Origin of the sequence: Faecalibacterium sp. IP-1-18 (assembly GCF_023347355.1) — a bacterium.
In the GTDB taxonomy this organism is placed as follows: Bacteria; Bacillota; Clostridia; order Oscillospirales; family Ruminococcaceae; genus Faecalibacterium; species Faecalibacterium prausnitzii.
Genome location: NZ_CP094472.1, coordinates 109,355 through 135,224, shown reverse-complemented (window position 1 = coordinate 135,224; position 25,870 = coordinate 109,355). Strand labels below are relative to the sequence as shown.

The window sequence follows — 25,870 nt, the reverse complement described above, 5'->3', positions numbered from 1 at the left end:
GCATTCTTCTTTCCGTGTATCAAATTTACCTTTGTGGTCACTCAGATCGCCACCAAGTCATGGATCAAAAATCATTATTTTTTATTTGTCCAAGAGTAAGTGCACGGTTTCTGCACTGTTTTTGCACGGTTTCAAGGGATGCAATGGGTACTCTGACTTGCAAAATACGACAAAGGGTGCAGAAATTACAATGTGAAAAATTACGATGCTTTGCATAAAAATGGTGCAAACTCGAAAGTTTCAAAATCAGAGTACCCAGCCCGAGGGGCTCTTTTAATCAGAGGGCCAGGGATTCGAGTTCCCTCGAGCGCACCAAAATCCCACGAAGAATCGTAAGATTCCTCGTGGGATTTTCCTTTTTCTGGGGCTCTGCACACTTTTGCACACTTTTTGCACACCGGCGGGAAAGCCGTGTTTTTCCTTGCATTGTCTGCATTCTGTGCATCGTGAGCGATTTTTCCATACTTTTTTCAGGCGAACAGCAGGCGGGTGAACTCACGCCGCTGTTCGGGGTTCATCTGTCGGACGACTGTCAGCATCACTTCAGGGGTGATTTGAGAGGCATCCGGCAGATTTTGTTTTTCCGGTGCGGAACCGGGCTTGCTGCCGACATTCTGTGAGTAGAAGTCGGCTTCGATCTTCTCGGTCAACTCCAACCGGGGTTTGTCCTGCGTGTGGGCGTAGGTGTCCATCAGGACGGTGGCGGTTGCATGGCCGGTGTTGCCCTGCACCGACTTGAAGTCACCGCCAGACTGCAGCAGCTGGTAGGTGGCACTGGAATGGCGCAGACCGTGGAACACGATCTTCTCAAACTCCGGGTGCTCCGCCCTCCACATACGGTACCACTTGGTCAGAACGTCCGGGGCAATGGGTAAGCCGTCTGGTAAGCGGAACAGCTGACCGTAGTTGCTGTACTTTTCCGGGGCGCTTTGCTCGTCCTGCTTCATCTTTTCCAGCCATGCCAGAAGCTCCTCTTTCAAGGGCTTGGTCATGTACAGGATGCGGTTGGACTTTTTGGTCTTGGTCCGCTTGAGGATCAGCGAGGACTTACTCCCCTCCCGTCTGTCCGGGAAGGTGTGGTAGATCTGGGTGGGGTCGATCTTGGACAAGGCGACCTTGTCGGCACGCTGCAGGGCTTTGTTCACCGAGATGGTTCCCCGTCCGTCTGCTGCGTCAAAGTCCAAATCACTCGGCTGTAAGCCGAGGATCTCACCCTCTCGCAAGGAGAGGATCATGCTCATGTGCACCGCCAGATGCAGGGCAGGGTTCTCGATGGTCTGCAGCGCCGCCAACATGGTGCGCTCATCCCAGATGGTGCGTTCTTCGGTGTTGATCTTGGGGGCTTCACGGGGAGTAGGCGATTTGTGGATTAGATCCCAGTCAACGGCATACGAAAAGGCAGTTTTCAGGAGCGTGTGGACTTCGTGAATGGACGTGCTGGATAACAGCCGCTTCTTCTGATTTTCCGTCAACTCCTGCTTCACACCGTGCACATACTGCCCGCAGGGGGTCTGGCTCAGGGTGGCGTAGAACTGCTCAATGTCGTAGGTGCGGAGGTCTTGCACCTTCCGCTTTCCGATATACGGCACGATGAGGTTCTGCACCATCGCCACAGATTGGGTGTAGGTCTTGGGAGACCACTTGTGTTTGCTGGACTGAATGGGGATCCACTTGTACAGCATCTCCTCCACCGTCATGGTGTCGGGCACGAGGAAGGTGCCGTCCAGCAGTTCCTTCTCCACCGTGATCTTGCGCTCCTGCGCTTCGGCCTTGGTCTTGAAGGTTTCCCAGCCCTTGCAGGGCTTGCCAGCATGATCTTTGTAGTTGTATCGGACAGAATACGTGTTGCCACGTTTCATACTTCGTATGCCTAGCAGTGTGCGCTACGCGCAAATATGTTTTTGCCTGCCTTGGCAGGCATCGGCATAATAGATGCCATAGATGTTCCCTCCCTCAGACCGCTGCAAACCAATCGTCAAAGCTCTGCTTGCTTACCCGGATGCTGGTACCGAGGCGGATCACCTTGAAGTCTTTCGTGGTGTTGCACAGATTGTACGCAGCACGGTTGGAGATCGCCAACAGTTGGGCGATCTCCTCCACCCGGTAGACAAGCGGGGCGTGTCGGACGGTTTTGCTGGTCTGGTCAGAAGGTTCTACGGCAGGGGTTTGGTCCGAAGTTTCGTCAGAAATTACCATGGAATTTCTGACAGAAAATTCGCATGGAACTGCAAGTTCCTGACGTTTCATTGTAGGGGATTCGGGCGCGATTTTCAAGTCCTCACGGGTCAGTTTGGCGGAATTTTTGCGGACATTCGTCATAGGCATGTCTCCTTTGCACTTCTCCAGACCCGGCGCAGCTCCAGTTGAGCTGCGCCCTGTGGGCCGGTAAATATGTAAGGGCCTGCCGCTCCTGACCCGAAGCAGCAGCCCCAAAGATGTGCTTGGAAAAGGTCAGGCCATACTTCCCCGCATTTTTCAGCAGGAACTGGCTGAACTTCTTTTGCGGAACAGGTGATTCCAGATTATCCTCGCACCACTTGGTGTAGGCGCGGTAGAGATAGGTGGAGTGTTCCTCGGTGTCGGGCTTGAAGCGGACATACGCACTGGCCTGCATGAACTGGGTCAGGTTATCGCTGTCCGCCATGGCTGCTTCAAGGTTCTGGATGGAGCGCTCGCTGATGGTGAACTGATAGCGGTTCGCCAGCAGACGGTGTAACCCCTCCAGCATCCACACCAGGATGCCGGGACGCTCCTCGGACAGCTCTTCGATGAGGAAGGGATTATCCACCCGGGCAGGGTCACGGTCTTTCACGGACGAAGTGGTTCTATCGATTTATCCAAATGAAAAACATTGTGATTGTGCTACAAATTTTCAGAAGATTTATATACAGACACACAAACTTTTGGAAATTTATGGACGAACGAAATAAATTGAGATTAAATTACGTTATTCCAATAAAGACATTTGAAATTGTGTCCTTTTCAAACGATCGGTAGGAGGGGTATTTATGTTAGAGCAGCTTTTCAAATCACAAATTGCAACAGTTTCCGATCCTTACCAATGCAACTGCATCACGGATGCGTTGGCGGCTGCGGGAATCAAGTTTTATTGCAAAACCAAAGATGCCAATCGGCGTAATGCGTTCGATCAGGCAAGAATCGGAACGCTGGGTATAAAACCGAAGTATATCACGGAGGTATTTGTGGACAAAGAAAATGCAGAAATGGCATTACATATCGTACACACCTTGCCCAATCAAGAGAATTTTTGAAAAAGCTATTGACTGTCCCCTTGGGGGTGGGCTTATCATACCAGTGGAGACTAACTATTAAAAGTCAAGCCCCAAAATGAAAAAATCCCCTAAAATCCGTCAACCATTCGCTGCCCATGACAAACAGCATTCAAATGCTGGTCTTGGGACAGCGAGGGCGACGGAGAGAATAGCAAAGCAAGCCCAGCTAACCCTCGCAAAAACAGGATAGCATTTGAATGCTTCGGTTTGTCAAGGGTTCGCTGCGCCAGCTAAGTTGTTCTTGGATTTCGCTCAGGCTCTGGAGAAAATCAAGCAGCCGTAAGATACGCTTTTCCAGACTTTTGCAAGGCATAGATCAGCCGCACGAGTTTCTTCATGGCATGGGACAGGGCAACATTGTAGTGTTTTCCTTCAGAACGTTTCTTGGCAAGGTATTCAGCAAAGACGGGATTCCAGTGGCAGACGTACTTGGTTGCGTTGTAGAGAGCGTATCGCAGATAGCGAGAACCGCGTTTTTCCATGTGAGCATAGCAGTTTGTGAGTTTGCCTGACTGGTATGTAGACGGAGAGCAGCCAGCGTAAGCAAGGACTTTGTCAGGAGAATCAAAGTTGGAGAAATCGCCGATTTCAGCAAGAATCATGGCAGCGGAATGAACACCCATTCCGGGAATAGAAAGAATCGGTGGATGCAATTCATCCATGATTTGCTGAATCGAATCTTCAATTTCATCAATCTCGGAGGTGAGTTCCTTAATGAGTTTAATGGTGTGCTTCAATTCTAGAGATTTGGCAGACATGACAGAACCAATGGAAGTTCTGGCGGCCTCTCGAATCTGGATGGCCTTTTCTTTTTCGTAGCGTCCCTTGGACGCTGTTGCAAGAAGATTTGTCAGCTTGGTGAGATGAATTTCTGAAATCTGTTTTGCACCGGGATATTCACTGAGGAGCGCATAAACCGAAGCAATATGGAGAGAGGTAACGAGCTTCTCCAGTTCTGGAAACAGAATCGTGACCAGTCTGGACACTGACTGCTTCAGCTTGGCTCTTTCACGAACCTTATCGAATCGGTATCTTGTTAGTGACTTTAACTCTTCGTTGTGGTATGCTGTATCCGTGTAGGACTTGAGGTCTACATCGGACAATAGCATAGTTGCAATCGTTCTTGCATCCACACGATCGGTTTTAGTTTTGCGAAGGCTGAGACTTTTTCGGTACAGGTTGGTGTGCAAAGGATTCATGACATAGACGGCCAGGTCCTTGTCAAGAAGAAATCCAAGAATGTTGTAGCTGTAATGTCCGGTAGCCTCAAGTCCTACTTTTATTTTGTCTGACTTTTGGGTACAGTTTCGAATCGTTTGAAGCAGTTGCTTAAATCCATCCATGTTGTTGGGGATGGTAAAGCAGTCAGCACGAACCATTCCGTCTGAATCAAGAATACAGCAGTCATGCTTATCCTTGGCAACATCAATTCCAACACAAACCATTTTGATACCTCCGGCATATTTATTTCGATGCTGTTCAGGACCACAGACTTCTTTGCTCTTGTAACCTCGTTCTAAATAAACCGTCTGGCGGTATCTAACTGATTAACATTTCAACAAAGAGGCTGTGGTTGGAGCCTCCAATAAACCGTCTTTACGGTAGGTGAAAATTACCAATCCACAGCATCCTAAACATTGTAGCATACCGCTGGAGAGCGGTCTATAAATACTACTCTTTTATAATACGAGGTGATAATATGCTTATCAATGAAGTCTGCAAGAGATGTGGCCTTACCAAAAAGGCGATTGAGTATTATGAGGAACAAGGCTTAACTCGCCCTCAAATTATGGAAAATGGTTACAGGGTGTTTTCAGAGGATGATGTCATCCAATTAAACAAAATCGCAGTTTTACGCGGGCTTGGAATATCAGTATCGGACATTAAAACGGTTTTGGCAGAGAATGACTATTTATCCTTTCAAACTATATGCGACAAGAAAGAACTGGAAATTTCGGATATACAAGCGAAACAACAATTACTCCACATGCTTGCGAGAAACCAGAATTGGGAGGATGCCCGGGCGCAATTGAGCCAGCTCGAAACGAAGCGCTCTATTCTTTCAAGATTGCTTGACCGTTTTCCGGGATATTTCGGGAAATTTATCAGTCTCCATTTTGCACCGTACCTGAATGAGAGGGTTGCAACAGACGAACAGCAAGATGCATTTGAAACGATAATTGATTTTTTAGACGGTGTGAATATTGTTATCCCGGATGATTTGAAAGAATATCTCGACGATGCTGCGAAAACCATTGATCTTGTTGACGTGTCAAAAAAAGCTGCTGCAAGTGTTGCTGCTGCAATACAAGACCCTGAACAATATCTGAAAGATAATAGGGAGCTGTTTGAGCGGTATAAGGAAGTCAAAGCATCTGACGCGTACAAAAACACTCCGGGTTACAGACTTCAAGAACTATTCGCACAGTTAAATCGAGAAAACGGGTACAATGATGTCTTTATCCCTGCTATGCGGCGATTGAGCAGTTCTTATCGTGAATACTATGAAAAGCTATTGAAAGCAAACGAAGTTTTCTTAAAAAGTTATCGCGGAGTTCGTTTTTAATGCAAGCGTAGATCTGCTTTCGCAGCTTGTCCAGTTCGGTCTGGTAGACGGTCTGGGTGGGCTGCTGCCCTTCGGCGGCGAGTTTGGCGTTGGCATGGTCGAGACGGCGTTGTCCGCGCCGCTGCGCCCAATACTCGCGCTCCGAAACATGGTCGCCTTGGGCTTCCAGCAGGTTGATCTGGTTCAGGTCGGCTTGCTCACACATTTCCATGACTGCGACACGGAGGTGCCGGAGCATGGCAGAAGTGCAGCGGTGCTTCTTGCCTGCTTCCCAGTCGCACGGATTGTCCATGAAGGGCTGCCGTTCCACGGTGCGGACACGCAAGCTGCCGATGACGATGTGGACGTGGATGTTTCCCGCACTGTTGTGACCGTCCGGGTGGGTGCAGACGATGGCGGGATGACCGGGGAAGTTGTCCTTGCAGAACTGCAAGCCAAGGGCTTGCGCCCGCTCCATGGTCAGGTCGTTCTCTACTGCGTCCTTCGGGTCGAAGCTGATGATATACTTCGTATGGCCAGCGGTGCGTGCTATGCACGAATATATTAGCATCCGCTTTGGCGGATGTCGCCATATATGGTGGGTCTTCACGTCCTCCCGCCCGCCGTTCTTGCCGTACTTGCGGTTGGCAATCAGGCAGGCCATAGCAAACGAGGATTCGCCGCACTCAAGGGTGTCGAGCAGGTACGAATCCCGCAGCTTGGGTCTGCCCTTCTCGTCCAGAATGGGCAGGCCGGTGTACTCGTTGTGCTGAAAGGTGAGATAGCTTTCGGCGGCGGCATAGTTAGAGTTTTTCGAGGTCATGCTGATTGCAGCCGCAGGCTGCTTACATTAGAAAAAATCGCGGAAGTGATTTTTTACAGCCAATTCGGCGCAGCCGGATTATTGCTTGATGGTTGCCATACAGTTCACCAACCGTTTCTTCGGCTTTCAGCCGAAAGTTCGTGAATGCGGACAGTTCCTCCAGAATTTGCGCCCGGAGCTGCTCGGTGTCTTTGCCGCCGGAGTTGAAGTGCCGTGCAAGCTGGTTGAGGTTGCTGCCTACCTTGCTGCACTGGGCAGACAAGGCGGCAAGCGCCGCCAGTGCATCCTCGCCGCCCTGCGCCACCACAACGGTGTGCTTGACGTTCACGCCGTACAGGACGCGGCGGACGAGTTCGGATTGGGTGAGGTGGAGTTCTTTGCAGGCGTATGCGATCCGCAGTTTTTCTTCTGCGGTCACTCGGACTTTGATGATGTGTGTCTTTCGTTTTCGCGGCGTGTCATTGCGGTTCTTTCGTGCGTGTACATTCGGACTTTTCATTTCAGTCATATTCGACCTCCTGTGAAAATGATAAATGCCCGCTCCGGGATGGAGAGGGCTATGTAATGCGACACGCCGCTTTTGCGCTGAAACCAGCGCAATGCTGGAGCAGGGTTTGGGGAAGGGCCACGGTTGCGAAGCAATGAAAGCCCCATTGGGGCTTTCAAGTGGCAGCGCGGTCTGCGACAGCAGATGGAGGGGCTTTGCCCCGACAAGCGCTTGCCCCAACAAGGATGACTGAGTGGACAGCAATTTTTCAAGCATTGAAAATTTGTGGCCACAGGTCGATACTTGCTTTTGCCCTTTCCGTGCAACACTGAAAATTTCAGAATTCGAACCGCAATGCACGTTGAAAATTTTGCAGAGCAAAACGTGTGAAAAGGCAAAGCCCCTGCTCATGGTCACCGTTCACACCGAACGCAGTTCCTGCCCCTGTTTTGCAGCGGCGTTGTCCGGCTCGCCCACAGAAAGCGTGAGGTCATGGCGCAGTATCTCGTTCAGACGGCTTATGTAAGATTCAAGGTTCAGTATGAAGAAAGCCGGGCGCAGTGCAGACACTACAGCCTGCTTCTTTCAAGCACAAGAATAACACTTTTCAGTTGTACAGTCAACAACTAAAAACAATTTTTAGAAGATTAAACAACTACATAAGATTTTATTTGTGAAAAAGAAAAATACCGCCCACGCAGCGCAGCGATGATTTTGTCGGGTGAAACGGCGGCAAAATAGATCGGGTGTGTTGCGGGGCGGTAAAAATCTTCATGGGGAACAAACCCTCACTGCGTCGCATTTTATTGCGGATTCAGTGGGATTTGTGACAGAGAGTATCATGGTTTGCAAGGTGCGTCAAGATGGTCTTGCGAAATTTATTGCGGTAAAGCGGTGATAGTAGGACTTATGAAAAGCCATATCGGAGGTAAATTCTTGCTGCTGACGAATAAATGCAGAGTGCAAAAACAAATTTTGTGGCAAATGAACAAAAATATTGAGAATGAAATGCTTCTGTGATAAAATGATGGAAATAGTCTTACAGTATGCTTGTAAGAGATGTTAAAGAAATGCTAAAAGGAGAAAATTGATGAGTTCAAAAGTGCTTGTGATTGCGGTCTCATTGCTTTTTGTATGATTATGCTTACAGGATGTGGAAATCCGGCAGAAGAAGTTCTTAAAGAAATTGAGACTGGTGATGCTGCAAAGGCACAGCAAATCTATGAGAAAAAGGTTTCTGGTGATTCTTCTGCTGAAAAAATGGTAGAGGATGGATTGGCTCCGGTGTTGGAAACCATTCTTGAACAATATAATACAGGTGACGTGACAAAGGATTATGTGAATCAACAGTTCGATATTTACAGATCTATGATAGGGGAAACGGCAACATTTGTTGATGCGGAAAAATGCTTGCTGGAATTAGAAACTTCAAAGAAGAACTTTGAAAAAGGCATTGAGTTTCAAACAGCGGGAGATACAATATCGGCTTATAATAGTTTTTCCGGTGTGATAGAAACTGACGTCAATTATGAGACAGCAAAAGGATATATGGAAGCTATTCAAAAACAAAACAATGAACAGGCGCAAGTATTGATGGCGCAGGCTGAAGAGCTATTTGAACAACAGAAATATCAAGATGCCTTCAACACTGCTCAAAAAGCATATAAATTATCTGGCGATAATGTAAAATATGAGGATTTTTCACGGAAAATTATTGAATGCTTAGCAACACAGTGTGAAATTCAAAATCCAGAAGCAATTCAAACCGAGGATATGCGGGGAAGACAGGCGTGGTGTTTGAGATGCGATGGTATAAATGGGGTTAATCTTAATGAACTCTCCGATAAACAAATTATAAAAACGTTCAAAGAATTTAGAGAGATATATCATCGAACGTTCGATCCGTATGGGAGCTTGAGTAGCAGCTTTGGAAATACTACAATCGGAGACTTTTATTGTGCTGGGAAATGGTATGATATTCATATTGACGATAGTTTTGGAAAAAACGATTATGTTGAGGTATATTCAGAAAGTGAACAACAGGAACGAGTAAAAGCGAATGTTACAGCAGCTGAAAATCCTGTGCCACATTCTCCCTCTGGGTGGACTACAGGGGGACCGAGTACGAAAAATTCGGATGAAGACTCGGTTTCTGACAGTGGATCGCAGGAATATCAAAATGCGTTGACAAAGGGATTAAAGTATGCTAATCAGCTATTTATGTCCAAACAAGCAGTTTATGATCAGTTGACTTCTTCTTATGGTGAAGGATTTTCTGAAGATGCGGCGCAGTATGCCATCGACCATATGACAGATGTTGATTGGAATGCGAATGCTCTTGAAAAAGCAAAACAGTATTATTATAAGATGGATATGTCGAAAAAGGCTATCTATGACCAACTAACTTCTAGTTACGGCGAACAGTTTACTTCGTCACAAGCACAATATGCTATAGATCATCTTGAGTAATCATAAATAAAGAAAATAATTTAAATAGGTTCTTTGAAATTGTTTGCGTGTAACGGCTTGGGACGTGAAATTTTTGAGAACAAGTACTTGCGTTTGGCCGCTTTTGTGATATAATAAGGTTAGAGGATAGCGGCATTGACCAGCTATCGTTGGCGATGAAACAGTAGACTGGTTCGGTATCAGCCGACTGTGGAGCCCGACCGTGGGTTGAGCGGAAACCACAAGCCGAATAGATTCGATGAATCGAAAGAAAACGCTTAATAGGAGCCTTGCCTTTCGGCAGGGCTTCTATTTTTTTGAGGGAAGGTGAAAAGGTGCAGGACGAACAGCAAAATGTTTTGTATCAAGCAGCCGCTGTTTGGAAGGACCTGATGAATTATCGGTATATCCTCACATATGGTTGTCGAAATAAATCATATGAGATTAACCTGACGTTTTCAGCAGATGAATTTTCGCATCTTGCAGGATTTCAATACTTGAAAGATATTTCACTTCCGCGATATAATTCTCGGAAGATAGTAGACATGATTCTGTCTGGTAAAATTACTTATAAAGCTATACAAAAGGGTATGCAGTATCGTGAGATGGTCGAACCACGGCTTTTGGCACTGGTACGGCTAAAAGAAGTATTGGAACAAGACTTTGAACTATTCTCATACGTGCCAAATCTTTACCCATTCGTCACCAAAATTAAGGCGGATTATATAATTTCCAGTCAAAACGAACCAACAGCGTTCGTTTTTATTATCAAAGAATCCTCTGTGGGTGATGCTATGTGTGACTTCCTGTGTTGTTCTGCCTTTGAGAAGGGTGACCGCGACTACCGCACAAACCAGCGTTCCCGCGCCTTGCTCAAGAAAGAGCGGGTACAGATTGAAACCTCTGACACGGTAGTGCTGTACGACCGCCTGCCAAAGAATCCCGAGTAACAAACAGTAGCTGCCTTTTCCGAAATAAATAGAGATGCCGGTAAAGAAAAAGGGCTATCTCATCGAACAAAATTCGTGCGATAGCCCTTTTTCTTGTGACTATTTTAAATATCGACTTACATTAGCTGACTTTAATTGATGAATCCATTTCAAACGGTGTCTTTGATTTCCCAGGACCAGAAAGATTGAGTTCGACCCTTTCAAAGGGATAGTTGTCTACATACTCTGTATTATATGGCGGTTTGTAATAGTAAATGAGAGCGGCCTCTTCCAATAAACGCTCGTCCTTCGGTGCGAGGGCATATGCATAATATAGAAGCTCCCCTTCTTTTAGCCCATCCTTCCAATCTTTGTCCCGGTTATGTTCCACAATGCGGTCATGGATATTACTAGACTCACCGATGTAAAAGAGTTTACGTAGAGACACGATCTTATCTGATACTGGCTTTCCAGCATAGACCAGATAAACACCAGATTTTTTGGGAAGGTCATCCTTATCCAAATCCCTAAAATAGCCAACAAACATTAATGAAAGCTTTTTTGACATAAAATCAACCTCCTTTATGCCAATCGGATACCAACCTAAGCATGCACCCAAGTTGGTATAGAAAAACGTACCATCTGTATAAACAGAGAGGATACGGCAAACAAAGGGCTGAACAATGAAGAAACATGGCCCAGCACAAAAGTGTGCATCATAGATAGTGCACCTTTGAATGGCACGTTCTTTTCGACGGATTCCGATTGCGTGGAGGCTTTTTTTGTGATATAATATCACTGGTATGTCACTACCAAGCCGACAATCTTTGTGGAAGAGTCGGAGAAGAAGACGCCTTGCCGGGCGTCTTTTTTCATGCCCGAAAGATAGCACTCGGCTAGCTCGACTGCCATCTCTGAATGCTATTGTAGCGTCAAACTACGCTTTTGTCAAGGGCTTTTTGGAAATATTTCAAAAATTCGATAATTATCCTCTCTAATATTGAAATTGTTTCTGCAATTGGGTTGGTTTAAGTCTTGAAAAGCCGGCTGAAATGTGAGATACTAAGATTTAAGGAGGGAACTGCAATGTTTACAAAGATAACACTGGAAAACTTCCGTTCGTTTGACCATATCGTATTTGACTTGACAGAAAAAGGAAACGTCCCAAAGCATCTTGCGGTACTCTACGGAGAAAACGGTGCGGGCAAGTCTAATCTAATGTCTGCTTTTGTTTTGCTACCGGAGTTGACTCGCACCATGGATGTACGTGATGCCTATGAAAGGCTTCTAACTCGAGATGCTATCTTTCAAGATGAAAAGATGGAAAAAGTGATGCGCGAGCAAATGCGACATAGTTTAAGGGATATGTCTGCCATCATAAAAGACTATCGAATGATTGACTGTGAAGATCCGATAGTTGCAGAGTATGAGTTCAACATTAACGGTAACAACGGCTGCTATCGGGTAGAATTTGGACAGGATGAAATTGTGCATGAGCGTTTAGAATATGTTCTTAATCGGCGCAGAGGACTTTATTTTGACTGTAGTTCTGATGGTATTCTGATTAATGATACAGTTATTCAAGGAACCAATGGGAAGGATTTTTTGGTAGACGTAAAGGAAACAGCAAAACGTTATTGGGGAAAGCATTCTCTTTTAGCAATTTTACTTTATGAGATGAAAGATAAATCCAATGCATTTGGACGGGATAATGTAACAGAGAATTTCAATACTGTGCTAAGAGAATTTCGAGGTTTGTCTTGTGCTGTTTCGATGGGCAACAAAAGCTGGGAAGGACTAAGTTCTAAGCTGCAAGTTTTAAAGCGGCCACTGCAAGGTCATCTGTCTCTTCGAAGAGAGACAGAGTTAGATTATGCAAGCGATTTTTTTACACAACTATTTACGAGTGTTGATCTTAGCGTTCGCAAGATATTTTATAAAAAAGAATTTCATGATGACGAAATCTACTATAAACTGATTGAGGAAAAATATATTGCAGGCAATTATCGTCGGATTGACTTTGAAAGAGAATCTGCCGGTAACTGTCAATTGTTGAATATATCGTGCTATTTGTTAACAGCCTGCATGGGAGGAGTAGTTATTTTGGATGAGGCAGAAGCCAACATTCACGATTTGCTGTTCCAGAAATTATTGGAAGAGATTCGGCCGATTCTCAAAGGTCAAGTGATTATGACAACGCATAATACAATGTTGATGGAAGCGAGTTTTGCACGAGAGGCAACCTATATTTTGAGTGTGGATCCTGATAATCCGTCAGATAAAAAAATACGATGCATATCGGATTACCGCAAGCGAACGTATGCGGCCAATAATATCCGGAATAAGTATCTCAACTGTGAATATGGCGGAGTGCCAGAGCTTCGACAAACAGAATTTCAAGAGTCGATAGAAAAAATCTGCAACGAGTGAAAATCACAGCTTGAATAGATTCCCGGAGTATAAGAAAACAATATAACCAAAGATGCCCACCAGCTTATGGCGAAAACCATAGGTCGGTGGGCATCGTGTTCTTTATGGGGGGCTTAATCTTCCAGTCTGCCATGCTCGCAGCCAAGGGAAAGATGATGCTCTATCTCACCACCCAGCACAAGCTGTGCATACTCCAAGGGCTTATTGTAGAGCAGCCAGTCCAGCTCTGCCCGCTGTGCCGGGGTGTTGCCATACTCGTCCTCCACGGCGATGCAGTCGATGGCAAGCGTGGTGCCATCCTCGAACCGGGCTTCCACCCGGTTGGTGTCCATATTGAGGCGGCAGGAAAGCAGTTTGTTCATGGTGAACCTCATTTCTATATCAAACGGTGTCTGTTCGGATGTCCTAAACCCTGCCATAAAACCGGTGGTTGATTTGTCCATTGGGCTTTGTTTTGCCCGTCTGCACATTTTTGCACACTTTTTGCACACCGGCGGGAAAGCCGTGTTTTTCCTTGCATTGTCTGCCTTACTGGAGTTTTCACTCTCCAGAACGGCCCGGTGGGCGGGCATTCTTTTGCTCCTTGGCGGTGCGCTGCACGGCGGCACTATAAAAGGCCGCCTGCAGCGCTCGTCTTGGATTCGGTCTTATTTACACCACTTGGCAAATTCTTCATCCGTGCACTTGACGTAGTGGCTGCCCTCCACATGGTGGCGGGTGCCCTTGGAATAGTCGATGCCGGAAGTGGCATAGTCATAAGTCTCAGCCACGCGGCGCTTTTCCACCACCGGGTTCGGCAGCGGAATGGCCGACAGCAGGCTCCGGGTGTAGGGGTGGATGGGGTGCTCGAAGATCTCCTCGGTGGTGCCGGTCTCCAGCAGATGCCCCAGATGCAGCACACCGATGCGGTCGGAGATGTACTTGACCATGGACAGGTCGTGGGCGATGAACAGATAAGCCGTGCCGGTCTCCTGCTGGATATCCTTCATCAGGTTGACTACCTGTGCCTGAATGGACACATCCAGCGCCGAGATGCACTCGTCCGCGATGATGAGCTTGGGGTTCATGATGAGGGCGCGGGCAATGCCCACGCGCTGACGCTGACCGCCGGAGAACTGGTGGGGGTAGCGCTCGGCGTGCTCCGGGGAAAGGCCGACCTTAGCAAGGATCTTTTCCACCTTTTCGCGGCGCTCTGCCTGCGTTTTGCACAGATGGTGGATATCCAGACCCTCGCCGATGATGTCCTCCACTTTTTTGCGGGGGTTCAGGGACGCCATAGGGTCCTGAAAGATCATCTGCATCTGGGTGCGCAGGGTGTTGTTCTGCGCATGGCTCAGACGGCCGCTGATATCCTGCCCGTCAAAGGTGATCTTGCCCGCAGTGGGGTCGTACAGGCGGATGATGCTGCGGCCGATGGTGGATTTGCCCGAGCCGGACTCGCCCACCAGACCGTAGGTCTCGCCGGGGTAGATCTCAAAACTGACATCGTCCACCGCCTTGACCGTGAAATTCTTATTGACGCGGAAATACTGCTTCAGCCCTTCGACCTTCAGCAGCGGGGTCGTGCTCTGTGCTGCCATTTATTCCGCCTCCTCGATCTTTTTTGCTTCTGCTTTCATGCGGGCAATGCGCTCCTTGAGCTCCGGCGGCATCTCCACCTTGGGGGCCCGGGGGTCCAGCAGCCATGTTGCCGCATAGTGGGTATCGCTGATCTTGAACATGGGCGGGTCGATCTCGTCGTCGATGTTCAGCGCAAAGCGGTTGCGGGGTGCAAAGGCATCGCCGGGCTTCTCGTGCAGCAGGTTCGGCGGCGAGCCGGGAATGGTATACAGACGGTCGTCGGCGGTGTCAAGGTCGGGCATGGCCGACAGCAGGCCCCATGTATAGGGGTGCTTGGGGTCGTAGAAGATCTCGTCGATGGTGCCGGTCTCCACGATCTTGCCGGCGTACATCACGTCCACATAGTCTGCCACCTTTGCCACAACGCCAAGGTCGTGGGTAATGTAGATGACCGAGATGCCGCGCTCCTTTTGGATGCGGCGGATCAGCTCCAGAATTTTGGCCTGAATGGTCACATCCAGCGCGGTGGTGGGCTCGTCGCAGATGAGCAGGTCGGGGTCGCAGGAGAGCGCAATGGCAATGACCACGCGCTGGCGCATACCGCCGGACAGCTGGTGCGGGTAGTTTTTCATCCGCTTTTCCGCATCGGTGATGCCCACCTCTTCCAGCAGTTCCAGCGCCTTTTTGTAGGCTTCCGCCTTGGGCATTTTGAAGTGCCAGAGCATGCCCTCCATGATCTGCTTGCCGATGGTCATGGTGGGGTCAAGGCTGGTCATGGGGTCCTGGAACACCATGGCGATGCGCTTGCCGTTGATGTGGCGGCGGATCCACTTTTTATCCTTTTGCAGCAGGTCTACGCTCTCCGGGCTGCCGTCGGCGTGGTGGTAGCTGAACCGGATGCTGCCGCTGTTCACAGTGGCATTCTTGGCCAGAATGCCCATGGCGGCTTTCATGGTGACGGACTTGCCGGAACCGGACTCGCCCACCAGCGCGACCGTCTCGCCCTTGTACAGGTCGATGTTCACACCGCGGATGGCGTGCACCGGGCCTGCGGTGGTCTTAAAGGTGATATCAAGGTCTCGCACCGACAAGACCTGTTCTTTTTTTGCTTCAGGCATGGGGTGTTCCTCCTTACATACTCTTCATCTTGGGGTCCAGCGCCTCGCGCAGACCATCCGCCACGAGGTTGAAGCTGAGCATCAGCAGGCTCATGACCACAATGGGCGGGATGATCTGATAGGGGTGGGTGGTGAAGCTGTTGTACAGCTCGCTGATCAGAGAACCCAGCGAACACTGCGGCACCGGGATGCCCAGACCCACGAAGGAGAGGAACGCCTCGGTGAAGATAGCGGTCGGGATACTGAACATGACCTGCGTGATGATGGGTCCGATGATGTTGGGCAGCACTTCCTTGAAGATGATGAAGAAGCTGCCGGCGCCCAGCGTGCGGGAGGCCAGAACGAACTCCTGATCCTTCAGCTTGAGCATCTCCGCGCGGGCAATGCGGCTCATGCCCACCCATTCGGTCAGCATCAGGGCAAAGATGATGGTCACCATGCCGGGCTGTAGCACCAGCAGCAGCAACGTGACGATGACCAGCCGGGGGATGCCGTTGGCTACCTCCAGAAAGCGCTGCATCACCATATCCACTCTGCCGCCGAAGTAGCCGGAGATCAGGCCGTAGCTCATGCCGATGACCATATCAATGATCGCCGCCGCCACCGCGATGATCAGGGAGACCCGGGCACCTTCCCATGTACGGGTCCAGATGTCGCGGCCGTACAGGTCGCTGCCGAACCAGTAGTAGACGTCCAGCTTGTCTTTTTCCTGATAAGCGTTGGTCACCTTGGTGCCGGTGGTGGTGCTCATCTTCTCGCTGCCGTCCAGAATGCCGAACTGCTCAATGCCCGGCACGCGGGGCGCAAAGTTTTTCTGGCTCAGATCCTGCCCGGAGTAGGTGTAGCTGTTCATGCCCGGGCCCAAAACGGCCAGCAGTACGATGATCACGATGAGGACAAGCCCCAGCACGGCGCTCTTCTTATTGAAAAAGCGGATGAGCGCTTCCTTCCAGAAGTTCTGCGCCGCAAAGTTGGTATCCACGCTGATCTCGTCCTCGTTGTGCTTGAGGGCAAAATCCTTTTCCGCAAAGGTGTGCTCCGTGTACATTGCATCCACGGCGCTGACAATGGCATCGGCGGTGGATTCGCCGCCCAGCCGGATCGCTTTTTCTGCCATTTAGTCGTCCCCCTTTGCCAAACGAATGCGCGGGTCGATGATACCGTACAGCAGGTCAACGACCAGCATGATGCCAATGTACATGGCGCTGTAAATAAAGCTCAGACCAATGACCACGTTGTAATCGTTGGACTGGATGGCTGTCACCAGCAGGCTGCCCACGCCGGGGATGGCAAAGATCTTTTCCACCACCAGCGAGCCGGTCATCAAATCCACGATCAGCGGTGCCAGCACCGTGATGATGGGGATCAGGGCGTTGCGCAGCGCGTGGCGGAAGATCAGCGCCGGGCCGGAAATGCCCTTACTCTCGGCCAGCAGCATATAATCCGAATCCAGCACCTCGATCATCTCACTGCGGGTAAAGCGGGCAATGGACGCCATGGTGAACATGGAAAGCGAGATACTGGGCAGCACGCTGGAGCCAAAGATGTCCTTGGCGGAAAACAGCATGGGGAACCAGCGGAACTTAAAGCCGAAGGTGTAGCTCAGCGCCAGCGCGAACACATAGGACGGCACCGATACGCCGATGACCGAGATGATGGTGGCGATGGAGTCCACCACGGTATCCCGCTTCAAAGCGGCAAGAATGCCCAGCACCAGACCTGCGATGGCACCCAGCGTGACCGCCATGCCGCCCACCTGAATGGAGATGGGCAGACGGGACTGGATGAGCTGGGAGATGGGCGTATTTTTGGAGATATTGTAGCTGACACCCAGATCGCCCCGGAGCATATTGCCCACATAGCGGAAGAACTGGATATAGATGGGCTGGTCAAGGCCGTACTTTGCATACAGGGCTGCCCGCATATCGGGCGTCAGCTTTTCATCATTGAAGGGCGAACCGGGCATCAGCTGCATCAGGATGAACAGCACCAGCAGAATTGCCAGCAGCGTGAACAGCGAGGTCAGGATTCGCTTGAGCGTATATTTTTTCACGTCGGGTGGACCCCCTTTTTCCTTCCGGGATCTCGCGGTCAGTCGTTTGTCTGCCGCGGACAGGCACAATGCCAAAAAGGCGCACAGTGGCTTTTTGCGGGCCACTGTGCGGCCTTGTTCAGTGTGCTTTCAGTTTTACTCGCTCTTAGCGGCGTTCTTGTACACGCGGTTCAGTGCCACGGGGTGGAACGCTACACCGGTAACGGCAGAGGAGACCATCTCGGCATTGCACTGACCGTACAGGGGGAAGATGACCGCCTGCTCCAGAACGATCTGCTCTGCCTCGTACAGGGCAGCCCAGCGGCCCTCGGGGTCGGTGCACAGGTCGCCGGTGGTGCACTCGTCAATGATGGCATCGTAGTCGGCATCGCTCCACAGACCGTAGTTGTTGGAGTTGCCGGTCACCCACATACCCAGATAGGTCATGGGGTCGGCGTAGTCGGGGCCCCAGCGGGTCAGGCCGATCTCAAAGTTGCCGTCCTGCATATCCTGCACGCGCTGCTTCTTGGGTTCCACGGTCAGGTTCAGGGTAAAGCCTGCCAGCGTGGTCTCCAGCTGCTCCTTGACGACCTGTGCCACCTTCTGGGGTGCATCGTCGGCATCCACTACCATGTTGAAGGTGAAGGAGTCCTTGCCCAGCTCGCTCTTGGCCTGCTCGTAGTACTCCTTGGCCTTGTCGGCATCATAAGCGCAGAACTCTGCAAACTTGGTCTGGTCGGCGCTGAAATCGCTGCCGTCGGGGCCGGTGGCGAACTGCGGCGGAACGACGGTGTAGCAGGGTGCAGAGCCGTCCTTCAGCACGTCTCCGGTAATGGCGTCACGATCCAGTGCAAAGGTGATGGCCTTGCGCAGGTTCTCGTTGGCCAGCTCCGGCACACTGCCGATGTTGGGGCTGATGTACCACAGGTAACCGGCACCCACGCTGGTAAACTCGGGGTCATCCTTGACCTGATCCACCTGCTCGCCGTTCAGCAAAGTCATGTCCAGAGCACCGGTCTGGTAGCTCATCAGTGCCTGCTGGCTGTCCTTGATGACCTGATAGGCCAGACCGTCCAGAGCGATCTTGCCGGCATCGTAGTAATCGGGGTTCTTTTCCAGCGTAAAGGCGGTTGCGGCAGGCTGGTAGTCGGTCAGCTTGAACGCACCGTTGGACAGCACCGTGTCGGGGCTGGTGCCGAAGGTGTCCTTGCAGGTGTTGTAGAACGCCTCGTTGACCGGATAGAAGGTGGGGAAGTACATCAGGCTCAGGAAATAGCTGACGGGAACGTTCAGCTGGACTTCCAGCGTCTTGTCGTCCACAGCAGTCACGCCCAGATCGGTGACGGGCTTCTCGCCTGCAATGATCTCGGCAGCGTTGACCACCTGACCGATATCCGACAGCATATAGGAATACTCGGAAGCGGTGGCGGGGTCCACGGCGCGCTGCCAGCCAAATACGAAGTCGGCAGCGGTAACGGCTTCGCCGTTGGACCACTTGGCATCCCGCAGGTGGAAGGTGTAGGTCTTGCCGTCCTCACTGATGTCGTAGGTCTCTGCAATGGCGGGAACTGCTGCGCCGTCTGCATCCATCTGCATCAGACCGTCGGTGTAGTCTGCGATGACCTCAAAGGAGGTGCCGTCGGTGGCTACCTGCGGGTCCAGCGACTGAACCTCGGTCTCCAGCATGATATTCAGGGTGCCGCCCTGTGCAGTGCCAGCTGCAGAGGAGGCAGTGCCGGAAGCGGAGGAAGCCGCCACCGAGCTGGAAGAGCCGCCGCAGGCCGTCAGAGCCAGCACAGCAGAGGTGGCACCGGCAGCTGCCAGGAAGCTGCGGCGCGAAATACGACGATCGAATCTCATAGATATTTCCCCTCTCTTTACTGCTTTAGTTTTATACTCTGCTAAAGCATCACGTTCTAAAAATACACAAGGGATGTCCGTTCCTCCTTCCGGAACGATGCACTCCCTTGTGCTATGACGGCATTATACCGCTCCTTTCCGCAAAAGAAAAGGGGTTTTGCAAAATTTGTCCGCGCTGTGCGTTCATTTCTGCGGTTTGTCCAACGTAACGCCCCAGAAATCCCATGATTTTTGTACAATTTCAGTCCATGAGCATATTTCACTTTTAAACAAACATACTTGAACAATCGTGTTATTTCTTTTTTATTTCTTACTTTTGAGCGGCTTTATTTATTTTATAAATCAAGTCGCACGTTTTTCTTTTCGATATAAAACGCAGACTTTCATTTCGCTGCTGTCCTTGTGCAGAGGACAGTTATTGGGACAAAAAGAAGCCGCCGCACAGTGTTTTGTGCGGCGGCTTTAAAAATCGAATTCGTACTGCTGTAAAAAGCGCTTACTTGCCCAGCATCTCGTGGGCAGTCTTGCAGATGGTGGCAGCGTCCAGACCGAACTTCTTCAGCAGGTCCCATGCAGGGCCGGAGCAGCCGAACACGTCCTGCACGCCCACGCGGCGCACGGGAGTGGGCAGCTTCTCGCTGAGGACGGCGCAGACGGCTTCGCCCAGACCGCCGATGACGTTGTGTTCCTCGGCAGTGATGACCTTGCCGCACTCCTTTGCCGCCTTGAGGACGATCTCCTCGTCCAGGGGCTTGATGGTGTGGATGTTGATGACCCGGGCGTGGATGCCCTCGGCAGCCAGCTGCTCGGCAGCCATGCGTGCCTCGTTGACCATCAGGCCGGTGGCGATGATGGCAATATCGTTGCCCTCGGTCAGCTGCTCGCCCTTGCCCAGCTCAAAGTGATAGTTGGCCTCATCGTGGAACACGGGCACAGCCAGACGGCCGAAGCGCAGATAGACGGGGCCTTCCATGGCGTAAGCGGCGCGCACAGCGGCGCGTGCCTCGATATCATCGGCGGGGCAGATGACGGTCATGCCGGGGATGCTGCGCATCAGGGCAAAGTCCTCGCAGCACTGGTGGGAAGCGCCGTCCTCGCCCACGGAGATGCCGCCGTGGGTGGCGCCGATCTTCACGTTCAGGTGGGGGTAGCCCACAGAGTTGCGCACCTGCTCGAAGGCGCGGCCGGCTGCAAACATGGCAAAGCTGGAAACAAAGGGCACATAGCCCATAGTGGCCAGACCTGCTGCCACGCCTACCATGTTGCCCTCGGCGATGCCGCAGTCAAAGTGACGGTCCGGGTATGCCTTCTGGAACATACCGGTCTTGGTAGCGGCGGCCAGATCGGCGTCCAGCACCACCAGATCATCGTGGCCTTCCGCGGCCAGCTCCTTCAGGGTGTTGCCGTAGCTGTCGCGGGTCGCGATCTTTTTCACGTCTGCCATCTCAGTTCTCCTCCTGTTCCAGCGCGGCATAGGCGGCGTTCAGCTCGTTCATGGCCACCTGATACTCTTCATCGTTGGGGCCCTTGCCGTGCCATGCAACGGAATTGGTCATATAGGAAACGCCGGTGCCCTTGACCGTATCCAGAATGATGCAGGTGGGCTTTTCGGTCTCGGCGTGGAAAGCCTGCACGGCGCTCTCGATCTGGTCGAAGTCGTGGCCGTTGATGGTGACCACATTGAAGTTGAAGGCGCGGAGCTTGTCCTCCAGCGGGGCGCTGTTCATGACAGTCTCGGTGGTGCCGTCGATCTGCAGATGGTTGCGGTCCAGCATCACGCACAGATTAGAAAGGCCGTAGTGGGCGGCAAACATAAAGGCCTCCCAGCATTCGCCCTCTTCCACCTCGCCATCGCCCAGAATGGCGTAAACGTTCACGGCAGAGCCGGCGTGCTTTGCGCCCAGTGCCATGCCGCAGGCGGCAGAGATGCCCTGACCCAGACTGCCGGTGGACATATCCACGCCGGGCACACTGTTCATGTTGGGGTGACCCTGCAGGCGGCTGCCGATCTTACGCAGGGTTTTGAGCTCCTCCACCGGGAAGAAGCCCCGCTCTGCCAGCGCTGCGTACAGCGCCGGGGCGGCATGACCCTTGGACAGCACCAGACGGTCGCGGTCGGCCATCCTGGGCTGGGCAGGGTCGATGTTCAATTCCTTAAAGTACAGATAAGACAGCACGTCTGCGATGCTCAGACTGCCGCCCGGATGACCACAGCCTGCACTGTGGGTCCCTTCGATCACGCCCATGCGGATGTGGCAGGCGTGCTTTTTCAGGGTAAGTTTTTCAGCATTTGTCATGATGGTCCTCCCGTATGAACCTCAGAATTCATGCGCTCAAAAAAGCCTCTCGTCAGCGCCCCGGCGTCAAGATTGCCGCAGCGCGCTTTTTTTCAATTTTATATTATCCATTCTGCGCAAAAAGGTCAAGCTTCTTCCAGCAAAATGTACAGCCCCGGGGAAATTTTTTTGCGAATAGACCGATTTTTGTCTATTTTGCAGACGTTCCGCCCCGCTTGACAGGGGCAAAATGGTTTGTTATACTTTTGACCATCGTTCCGGCAGGAAGCCGGGCATGGGCGGGCAGCAGCCTGTCGCTTATCCCAGCAAGCAATATTTTTTTGAAACAGACGCCACGAAGGGGTCTGCCTTTGGCATGGAATGCCGGGGCAGGCTCCTTTTTATTTTGCGACTGAAAAAGGAGGAACCCTTATGAAAACCAAAAGCACTCCCTCCGTGCGGCAGCTGGTGCTGACCGCCCTGTTTTTAGCGCTGGCCTTTGTGCTGCCCCTGCTCACCGGTCAGGTGCCCAAGGTAGGCAATATGCTCTGCCCGATGCACTTCCCGGTGCTGCTGTGCGGCTTTGTGCTGGGCGGCCCGTGGGGGCTGGCTGTGGGCTTTGCCGCCCCGCTGCTGCGCTCGGTGCTGTTCGGCATGCCGCCCATGTTCCCGGTTGCCATCTCCATGGCCTTTGAGCTGGCCACCTACGGGCTGGTGTCCGGGCTGCTGTGGCGCAAAGCAAAACACACCCTGCCCGCGCTGTACGCCGTACTGCTGACCGCCATGGTGTCCGGGCGCATCGTCTGGGGCATCGTGCGGTTTGTGCTGGCCGGGCTGACCGGCGGCAGCTTCCCCTTCAGCGCCTTTTTGTCCGGGGCGCTGTTCACCGCCGTGCCGGGCATCGTGGCACAGCTGGTGCTCATCCCGCTGCTGCTCACCGCCCTGCAGAAGGCCGGCTTTGCGGACTGACCCCCTGCGCGCAGCCTTTGTGCAAAAAAACGATACTTCAACCGGTTTTTAAGGCACTTTTTCCAAAAGAAACGGAAAACCGGAAAAATTGTGCCGTTTTGTGGCTTTCTGTTGGCAAATGTGATAAACTTGAACCAGATGCGGGCGTGTACCGCTGTGCACCGCCCACAAGGAGTAAATGAAGAAGAGAGGTCGTTTATCGTGAAGATCATTCGTACAAAGGACTACGCTGATATGTCCCGCAAGGCAGCAAACATCATTTCTGCGCAGGTCATCATGAAGCCCAACTGTGTGCTGGGTCTGGCTACCGGCGGCACCCCCGTTGGCATCTATGAGAAGCTGGTGGAGCGGTACAACGAGGGAGATCTGGATTTTTCTGAGGTCACCTCCGTCAATCTGGACGAGTACCGCGGCCTGCCCAAGGAGCACCCGGAAAGCTACTGGAGCTTTATGCACCGCAACCTGTTCGACCATGTGAACATCGACCCCGCCCACATCAACCTGCCGGACGGCACCAATCTGGATGCCGAAGCCGAGTGCAAGCGCTACGACGAGGTCATCCGCCGCGTGGGCGGCGTGGATCTGCAGCTGCTGGGTATCGGCCATGACGGCCACATCGGCTTCAACGAGCCCCACGATGCCTTTGATCTGGGCACCCACTGCGTGGACTTGGCCCAGGAGACCATCGAGGCCAACAAGCGCTTCTTTGACGGCAACGTGGATCTGGTGCCCAAGCAGGCTTATACCATGGGCATCCGCACCATCATGCAGGCACGCAAGGTGCTGATGGTGGTCAACGGCGTAGGCAAGGCCGAGATCGTCAAAAAGGCTTTCTTCGGCCCCGTCACCCCCGAGGTGCCCGCAAGCATCCTGCAGCTGCACCCGGACTTCATTCTGGTGGCTGACGAAGAGGCTCTGAGCCTGATCTGATTTTCCTTATTTAAACTTCGGGGCACCGGAACACCTGCGGGCGTTCCGGTGTTCCTTTTTTGAAGGGGAAGAACCCTCTCAGTCATCGCTACGCGATGCCAGATTCCCCCTTTTGTCACCTGCGGTGACATCTTCCCCCGGAGCGGGGGAAGTCGTTCCTCTCAGGGGGAGCTTTTACGCATCTGTCGGTCAGCACTAATAAAATTCCCTTTGGGGGAGCAGACTGAGAGGGTTGAACCCATTTTGCTGTCCTCTCTTTACATTCCGACGAAAAAGCGGTATTCTTTTTCCAGAACAAACTTTCCCGGGAGGAGACCATGGATATCCGCCAGCTGCACTACTTTTTGACCCTGTGCGAAGAAATGAATTATACCCGCGCCGCACAGCGGCTGTTCCTGTCGCGGCAGGCGCTGCGCCAGAGCATCTCTGCGCTGGAAGCCGAAATGTGCGGGCCGCTGTTTATCAGTGCCCACCACAAGCTGGCGCTCACCGACCGGGGCATGAGCTTACAGCGCCATGCCGCCCCGGTGGTGGAGCAGTTCCAGCAGATGCAGGCCGCCCTGCGGGCTGAGATCCAGTCTGCCCAGCCGGTGCGCATCGGCATCAGCGTGGCGCTGGTGCCGGACTATCTGCCTGGACTGGAAACCCAGCTGGACAAGTTCCGGCAGCAGTACCCCCATGTGGAGATGCGGTTCCGTCTGCTGGACAACGACGCCGTGGCCGATGGAGTAGAGCAGGGCGAGCTGGACGCGGGTCTGGTCATCGACCTTGGCTGCGCCGCGCCGGTGCTGGCGCGCACCACCCTGCGCGCAGACCCCGCCTGCCTGCTGGTGCCCCGGGGACATCCCTTCTGGGAAAAGGAGCGCATCCCGCTGGCAGAGCTGCGCGGGCAGCGGGTGCTGCTGCCCAGCCTGCGGCAGGATCTGTTCAGCCCGCTGTGGGCGGCCTGCGCCCGGGCGGGCTTTGCACCCAATGCCGAGATCGGCCCCAGCTTTTATCAGGCCTACTATCTGGTGCAGGAGCAGCTGTGCACCTGCCTGACCCGCTACGAGCCCGGCGCCCGCCGGGAGCTGGATCGTGTGCGGGACGTGCTGCTGGAAGATATGCCCCCGCTGTGCGTGTCGCTGGTGCAGCGGCGGGACACCAGCTCTGCCTATATCGACCTGCTGCGCAGCTACCTGTTAGAGGTTCTGGGCAGCACCGCCAGCCTGCCACCCCGCCGGGGTCGGCCGGCAAAGCCCTTCTACACCGCGCCGGTGCTTTCCAGCGCCGCCGCAAAGGCTGCCCCGGAGCATCCCGTCCCGGGCACCCAGCTGCCCTTTGCGGGCGGCAACAACTTCCGGGAGCTGGGCGGTTACCGCGCCGACGAGGGCAAGACCGTAAAGTGGGGGCAGATCTACCGGGGTTTCCCCACCGGGCGGCTGACCACCGAAGCCGACCGCGCCCGGCTGGACGGGCTGGGGCTGCGGCTCATCCTTGACCTGCGCAGCAGCGCAGAAGCCGCCAAGCTGCCGGACTATGTACCGGACGGCGCACGGCTGGTGCAAATCTGCGGCCTGCGGGATGCCACCGGGCAGGAAATTGATTTTTCGCCAAACGACATCCAGCGGCTGGTGCAGAGCGCCCCCGCCGGGATGAGCCTCACCCAGCTGATGTACCGGCAGATGCTCACCGGCAACAAGGCCTTCAAGGAGCTGTTCCGGGCGCTGGAAGCCGGCGAGACGCCCATCCTGTTCCACTGCACGGCGGGCAAGGACCGCACCGGTGTCGCTGCCATGCTGATCCTGCTGGCGCTGGGTGCCTCGGACGAGACCATCTGCGCAGATTATGCCCGCACCAACCTCTGCCGCGCCGCCGAGATCGAAAAGGCCATGGCTGACCATGCGGCGGAGATCGCCGCCGACCCGGCGCAGCGGATGCGCTGGCAGACTTCCGCCGGGGTAGACCCGGAGACTGCGCCCTTTGTGCTGCGCACCATCCGGCAGGACTACGGCAGCGCCGAGAGCTATCTGGAAGCCGAATACGGCCTGACCCCCGCCCGCCTGATGCGGCTGCGGCGGATGTATCTGGAATGAGACGATTTGGAATGCCCGCCGCGTTGCTCTGGGCATTTTCAGCGGAAAGAATATTTATAATTTCGGGGTTCAGAAACGCCTGCGGGCGTTTCTGA

General features: G+C 52.7%; 24 protein-coding genes. 9 read left to right on the top strand and 15 right to left on the bottom strand.

What is annotated here, in order from left to right; genetic code table 11:
* Positions 1–470: 470 nt before the first annotated feature.
* The 3 genes from MTP43_RS00585 to MTP43_RS00575 all read right to left on the bottom strand — a co-directional run bounded on the left by MTP43_RS00585 (position 471) and on the right by MTP43_RS00575 (position 2,812).
* A complete protein-coding gene (locus tag MTP43_RS00585; RefSeq protein ID WP_249234979.1) occupies positions 471–1,859 on the bottom strand; it encodes a site-specific integrase in 1,389 nt (462 codons plus the stop codon).
* Between the two features lie 94 nt (positions 1,860–1,953).
* Positions 1,954–2,325 carry a helix-turn-helix domain-containing protein gene (locus MTP43_RS00580; RefSeq protein WP_117530236.1) on the bottom strand — a complete coding sequence of 124 codons (372 nt, stop codon included), beginning with the start codon at positions 2,323–2,325 and terminating at the stop codon, positions 1,954–1,956.
* Positions 2,279–2,812 (bottom strand): hypothetical protein, encoded by a 534-nt coding sequence (locus MTP43_RS00575; protein ID WP_238057202.1) that lies wholly within the window; start codon positions 2,810–2,812, stop codon positions 2,279–2,281. Before MTP43_RS00575 ends, MTP43_RS00580 begins: the two co-directional genes overlap by 47 nt.
* A gap of 196 nt (positions 2,813–3,008) precedes the next feature.
* On the opposite strand from MTP43_RS00575, the gene MTP43_RS00570 reads away from it, so the two are divergent.
* On the top strand, positions 3,009–3,272 hold the full coding sequence (locus tag MTP43_RS00570) for a hypothetical protein (RefSeq protein ID WP_005921429.1): 264 nt from the start codon (positions 3,009–3,011) through the stop codon (positions 3,270–3,272).
* A gap of 290 nt (positions 3,273–3,562) precedes the next feature.
* On the opposite strand, the gene MTP43_RS00565 is transcribed toward MTP43_RS00570, so the two are convergent.
* Positions 3,563–4,738: an IS110 family transposase gene (locus MTP43_RS00565; protein WP_113620654.1), complete on the bottom strand. Its 1,176-nt coding sequence runs from the start codon at positions 4,736–4,738 to the stop codon at positions 3,563–3,565.
* A 254-nt stretch (positions 4,739–4,992) separates the two neighbouring features.
* Between MTP43_RS00565 and MTP43_RS00560 the strand changes: the two genes are divergently transcribed.
* Positions 4,993–5,859, top strand: coding sequence for a MerR family transcriptional regulator (locus tag MTP43_RS00560; RefSeq protein ID WP_117530316.1), 867 nt, complete (start codon positions 4,993–4,995; stop codon positions 5,857–5,859).
* Here MTP43_RS00560 and MTP43_RS00555 read toward each other — a convergent pair.
* Both MTP43_RS00555 and MTP43_RS00550 read right to left on the bottom strand, forming a co-directional pair.
* Complete coding sequence (locus tag MTP43_RS00555; RefSeq protein WP_249234978.1) at positions 5,762–6,661, bottom strand: relaxase/mobilization nuclease domain-containing protein; 900 nt, start codon at positions 6,659–6,661, stop codon at positions 5,762–5,764. The two genes, MTP43_RS00560 and MTP43_RS00555, sit on opposite strands and share 98 nt — an antisense overlap.
* A 22-nt stretch (positions 6,662–6,683) precedes the next feature.
* Positions 6,684–7,169: a plasmid mobilization protein gene (locus MTP43_RS00550; RefSeq protein ID WP_044959804.1), complete on the bottom strand. Its 486-nt coding sequence runs from the start codon at positions 7,167–7,169 to the stop codon at positions 6,684–6,686.
* Between the two features lie 1,113 nt (positions 7,170–8,282).
* Here MTP43_RS00550 and MTP43_RS00545 point away from each other — a divergent pair.
* Both MTP43_RS00545 and MTP43_RS00540 read left to right on the top strand, forming a co-directional pair.
* Entirely contained in the window at positions 8,283–9,617 is a 1,335-nt protein-coding gene (locus MTP43_RS00545) for an Ltp family lipoprotein (protein ID WP_005921416.1), read from the top strand.
* A gap of 314 nt (positions 9,618–9,931) precedes the next feature.
* Positions 9,932–10,546 (top strand): PBECR4 domain-containing protein, encoded by a 615-nt coding sequence (locus tag MTP43_RS00540; RefSeq protein WP_223450600.1) that lies wholly within the window; start codon positions 9,932–9,934, stop codon positions 10,544–10,546.
* Between the two features lie 121 nt (positions 10,547–10,667).
* On the opposite strand, the gene MTP43_RS00535 is transcribed toward MTP43_RS00540, so the two are convergent.
* Positions 10,668–11,093 carry a GIY-YIG nuclease family protein gene (locus MTP43_RS00535; protein ID WP_015537173.1) on the bottom strand — a complete coding sequence of 142 codons (426 nt, stop codon included), beginning with the start codon at positions 11,091–11,093 and terminating at the stop codon, positions 10,668–10,670.
* Positions 11,094–11,611: 518 nt separating this feature from the next.
* Between MTP43_RS00535 and MTP43_RS00530 the strand changes: the two genes are divergently transcribed.
* Positions 11,612–12,955 carry an AAA family ATPase gene (locus tag MTP43_RS00530; RefSeq protein WP_005921408.1) on the top strand — a complete coding sequence of 448 codons (1,344 nt, stop codon included), beginning with the start codon at positions 11,612–11,614 and terminating at the stop codon, positions 12,953–12,955.
* A 113-nt stretch (positions 12,956–13,068) separates the two neighbouring features.
* On the opposite strand, the gene MTP43_RS00525 is transcribed toward MTP43_RS00530, so the two are convergent.
* From MTP43_RS00525 to MTP43_RS00490, 8 genes are all read right to left on the bottom strand, one after another.
* Entirely contained in the window at positions 13,069–13,317 is a 249-nt protein-coding gene (locus MTP43_RS00525; RefSeq protein WP_044959802.1) for a DUF6061 family protein, read from the bottom strand.
* A gap of 285 nt (positions 13,318–13,602) precedes the next feature.
* Entirely contained in the window at positions 13,603–14,535 is a 933-nt protein-coding gene (locus MTP43_RS00520) for an ABC transporter ATP-binding protein (RefSeq protein WP_097782843.1), read from the bottom strand.
* Entirely contained in the window at positions 14,536–15,633 is a 1,098-nt protein-coding gene (locus MTP43_RS00515; RefSeq protein WP_097782842.1) for an ABC transporter ATP-binding protein, read from the bottom strand.
* Positions 15,634–15,646: 13 nt separating this feature from the next.
* Positions 15,647–16,750, bottom strand: a complete 1,104-nt coding sequence (locus tag MTP43_RS00510) for an ABC transporter permease (protein ID WP_005921401.1) — start codon at positions 16,748–16,750, stop codon at positions 15,647–15,649.
* Complete coding sequence (locus MTP43_RS00505; protein WP_097782841.1) at positions 16,751–17,686, bottom strand: ABC transporter permease; 936 nt, start codon at positions 17,684–17,686, stop codon at positions 16,751–16,753. It lies immediately after the preceding gene.
* Positions 17,687–17,821: 135 nt separating this feature from the next.
* A complete protein-coding gene (locus MTP43_RS00500) occupies positions 17,822–19,525 on the bottom strand; it encodes an ABC transporter substrate-binding protein (protein WP_005921397.1) in 1,704 nt (567 codons plus the stop codon).
* Positions 19,526–20,021: 496 nt separating this feature from the next.
* The gene (locus MTP43_RS00495) at positions 20,022–20,969 is read right to left on the bottom strand and encodes a transketolase family protein (protein WP_005921394.1); all 948 of its coding nucleotides are present in this window, start codon (positions 20,967–20,969) and stop codon (positions 20,022–20,024) included.
* 1 nt (position 20,970) lies between these two features.
* Entirely contained in the window at positions 20,971–21,822 is an 852-nt protein-coding gene (locus tag MTP43_RS00490) for a transketolase (RefSeq protein ID WP_015537170.1), read from the bottom strand.
* A 14-nt stretch (positions 21,823–21,836) separates the two neighbouring features.
* Here MTP43_RS00490 and MTP43_RS00485 point away from each other — a divergent pair, with 14 nt between their 5' ends.
* The 4 genes from MTP43_RS00485 (at position 21,837) to MTP43_RS00470 (ending at position 25,775) form a co-directional block, all read left to right on the top strand.
* The gene (locus tag MTP43_RS00485) at positions 21,837–22,217 is read left to right on the top strand and encodes a hypothetical protein (protein WP_143406239.1); all 381 of its coding nucleotides are present in this window, start codon (positions 21,837–21,839) and stop codon (positions 22,215–22,217) included.
* Between the two features lie 16 nt (positions 22,218–22,233).
* Complete coding sequence (locus MTP43_RS00480; protein WP_097782838.1) at positions 22,234–22,770, top strand: ECF transporter S component; 537 nt, start codon at positions 22,234–22,236, stop codon at positions 22,768–22,770.
* Positions 22,771–22,971: 201 nt separating this feature from the next.
* Positions 22,972–23,700: a glucosamine-6-phosphate deaminase gene (gene nagB / locus MTP43_RS00475; protein WP_097782837.1), complete on the top strand. Its 729-nt coding sequence runs from the start codon at positions 22,972–22,974 to the stop codon at positions 23,698–23,700.
* A gap of 317 nt (positions 23,701–24,017) precedes the next feature.
* Complete coding sequence (locus MTP43_RS00470; RefSeq protein ID WP_097785235.1) at positions 24,018–25,775, top strand: tyrosine-protein phosphatase; 1,758 nt, start codon at positions 24,018–24,020, stop codon at positions 25,773–25,775.
* Positions 25,776–25,870: the final 95 nt, after the last annotated feature.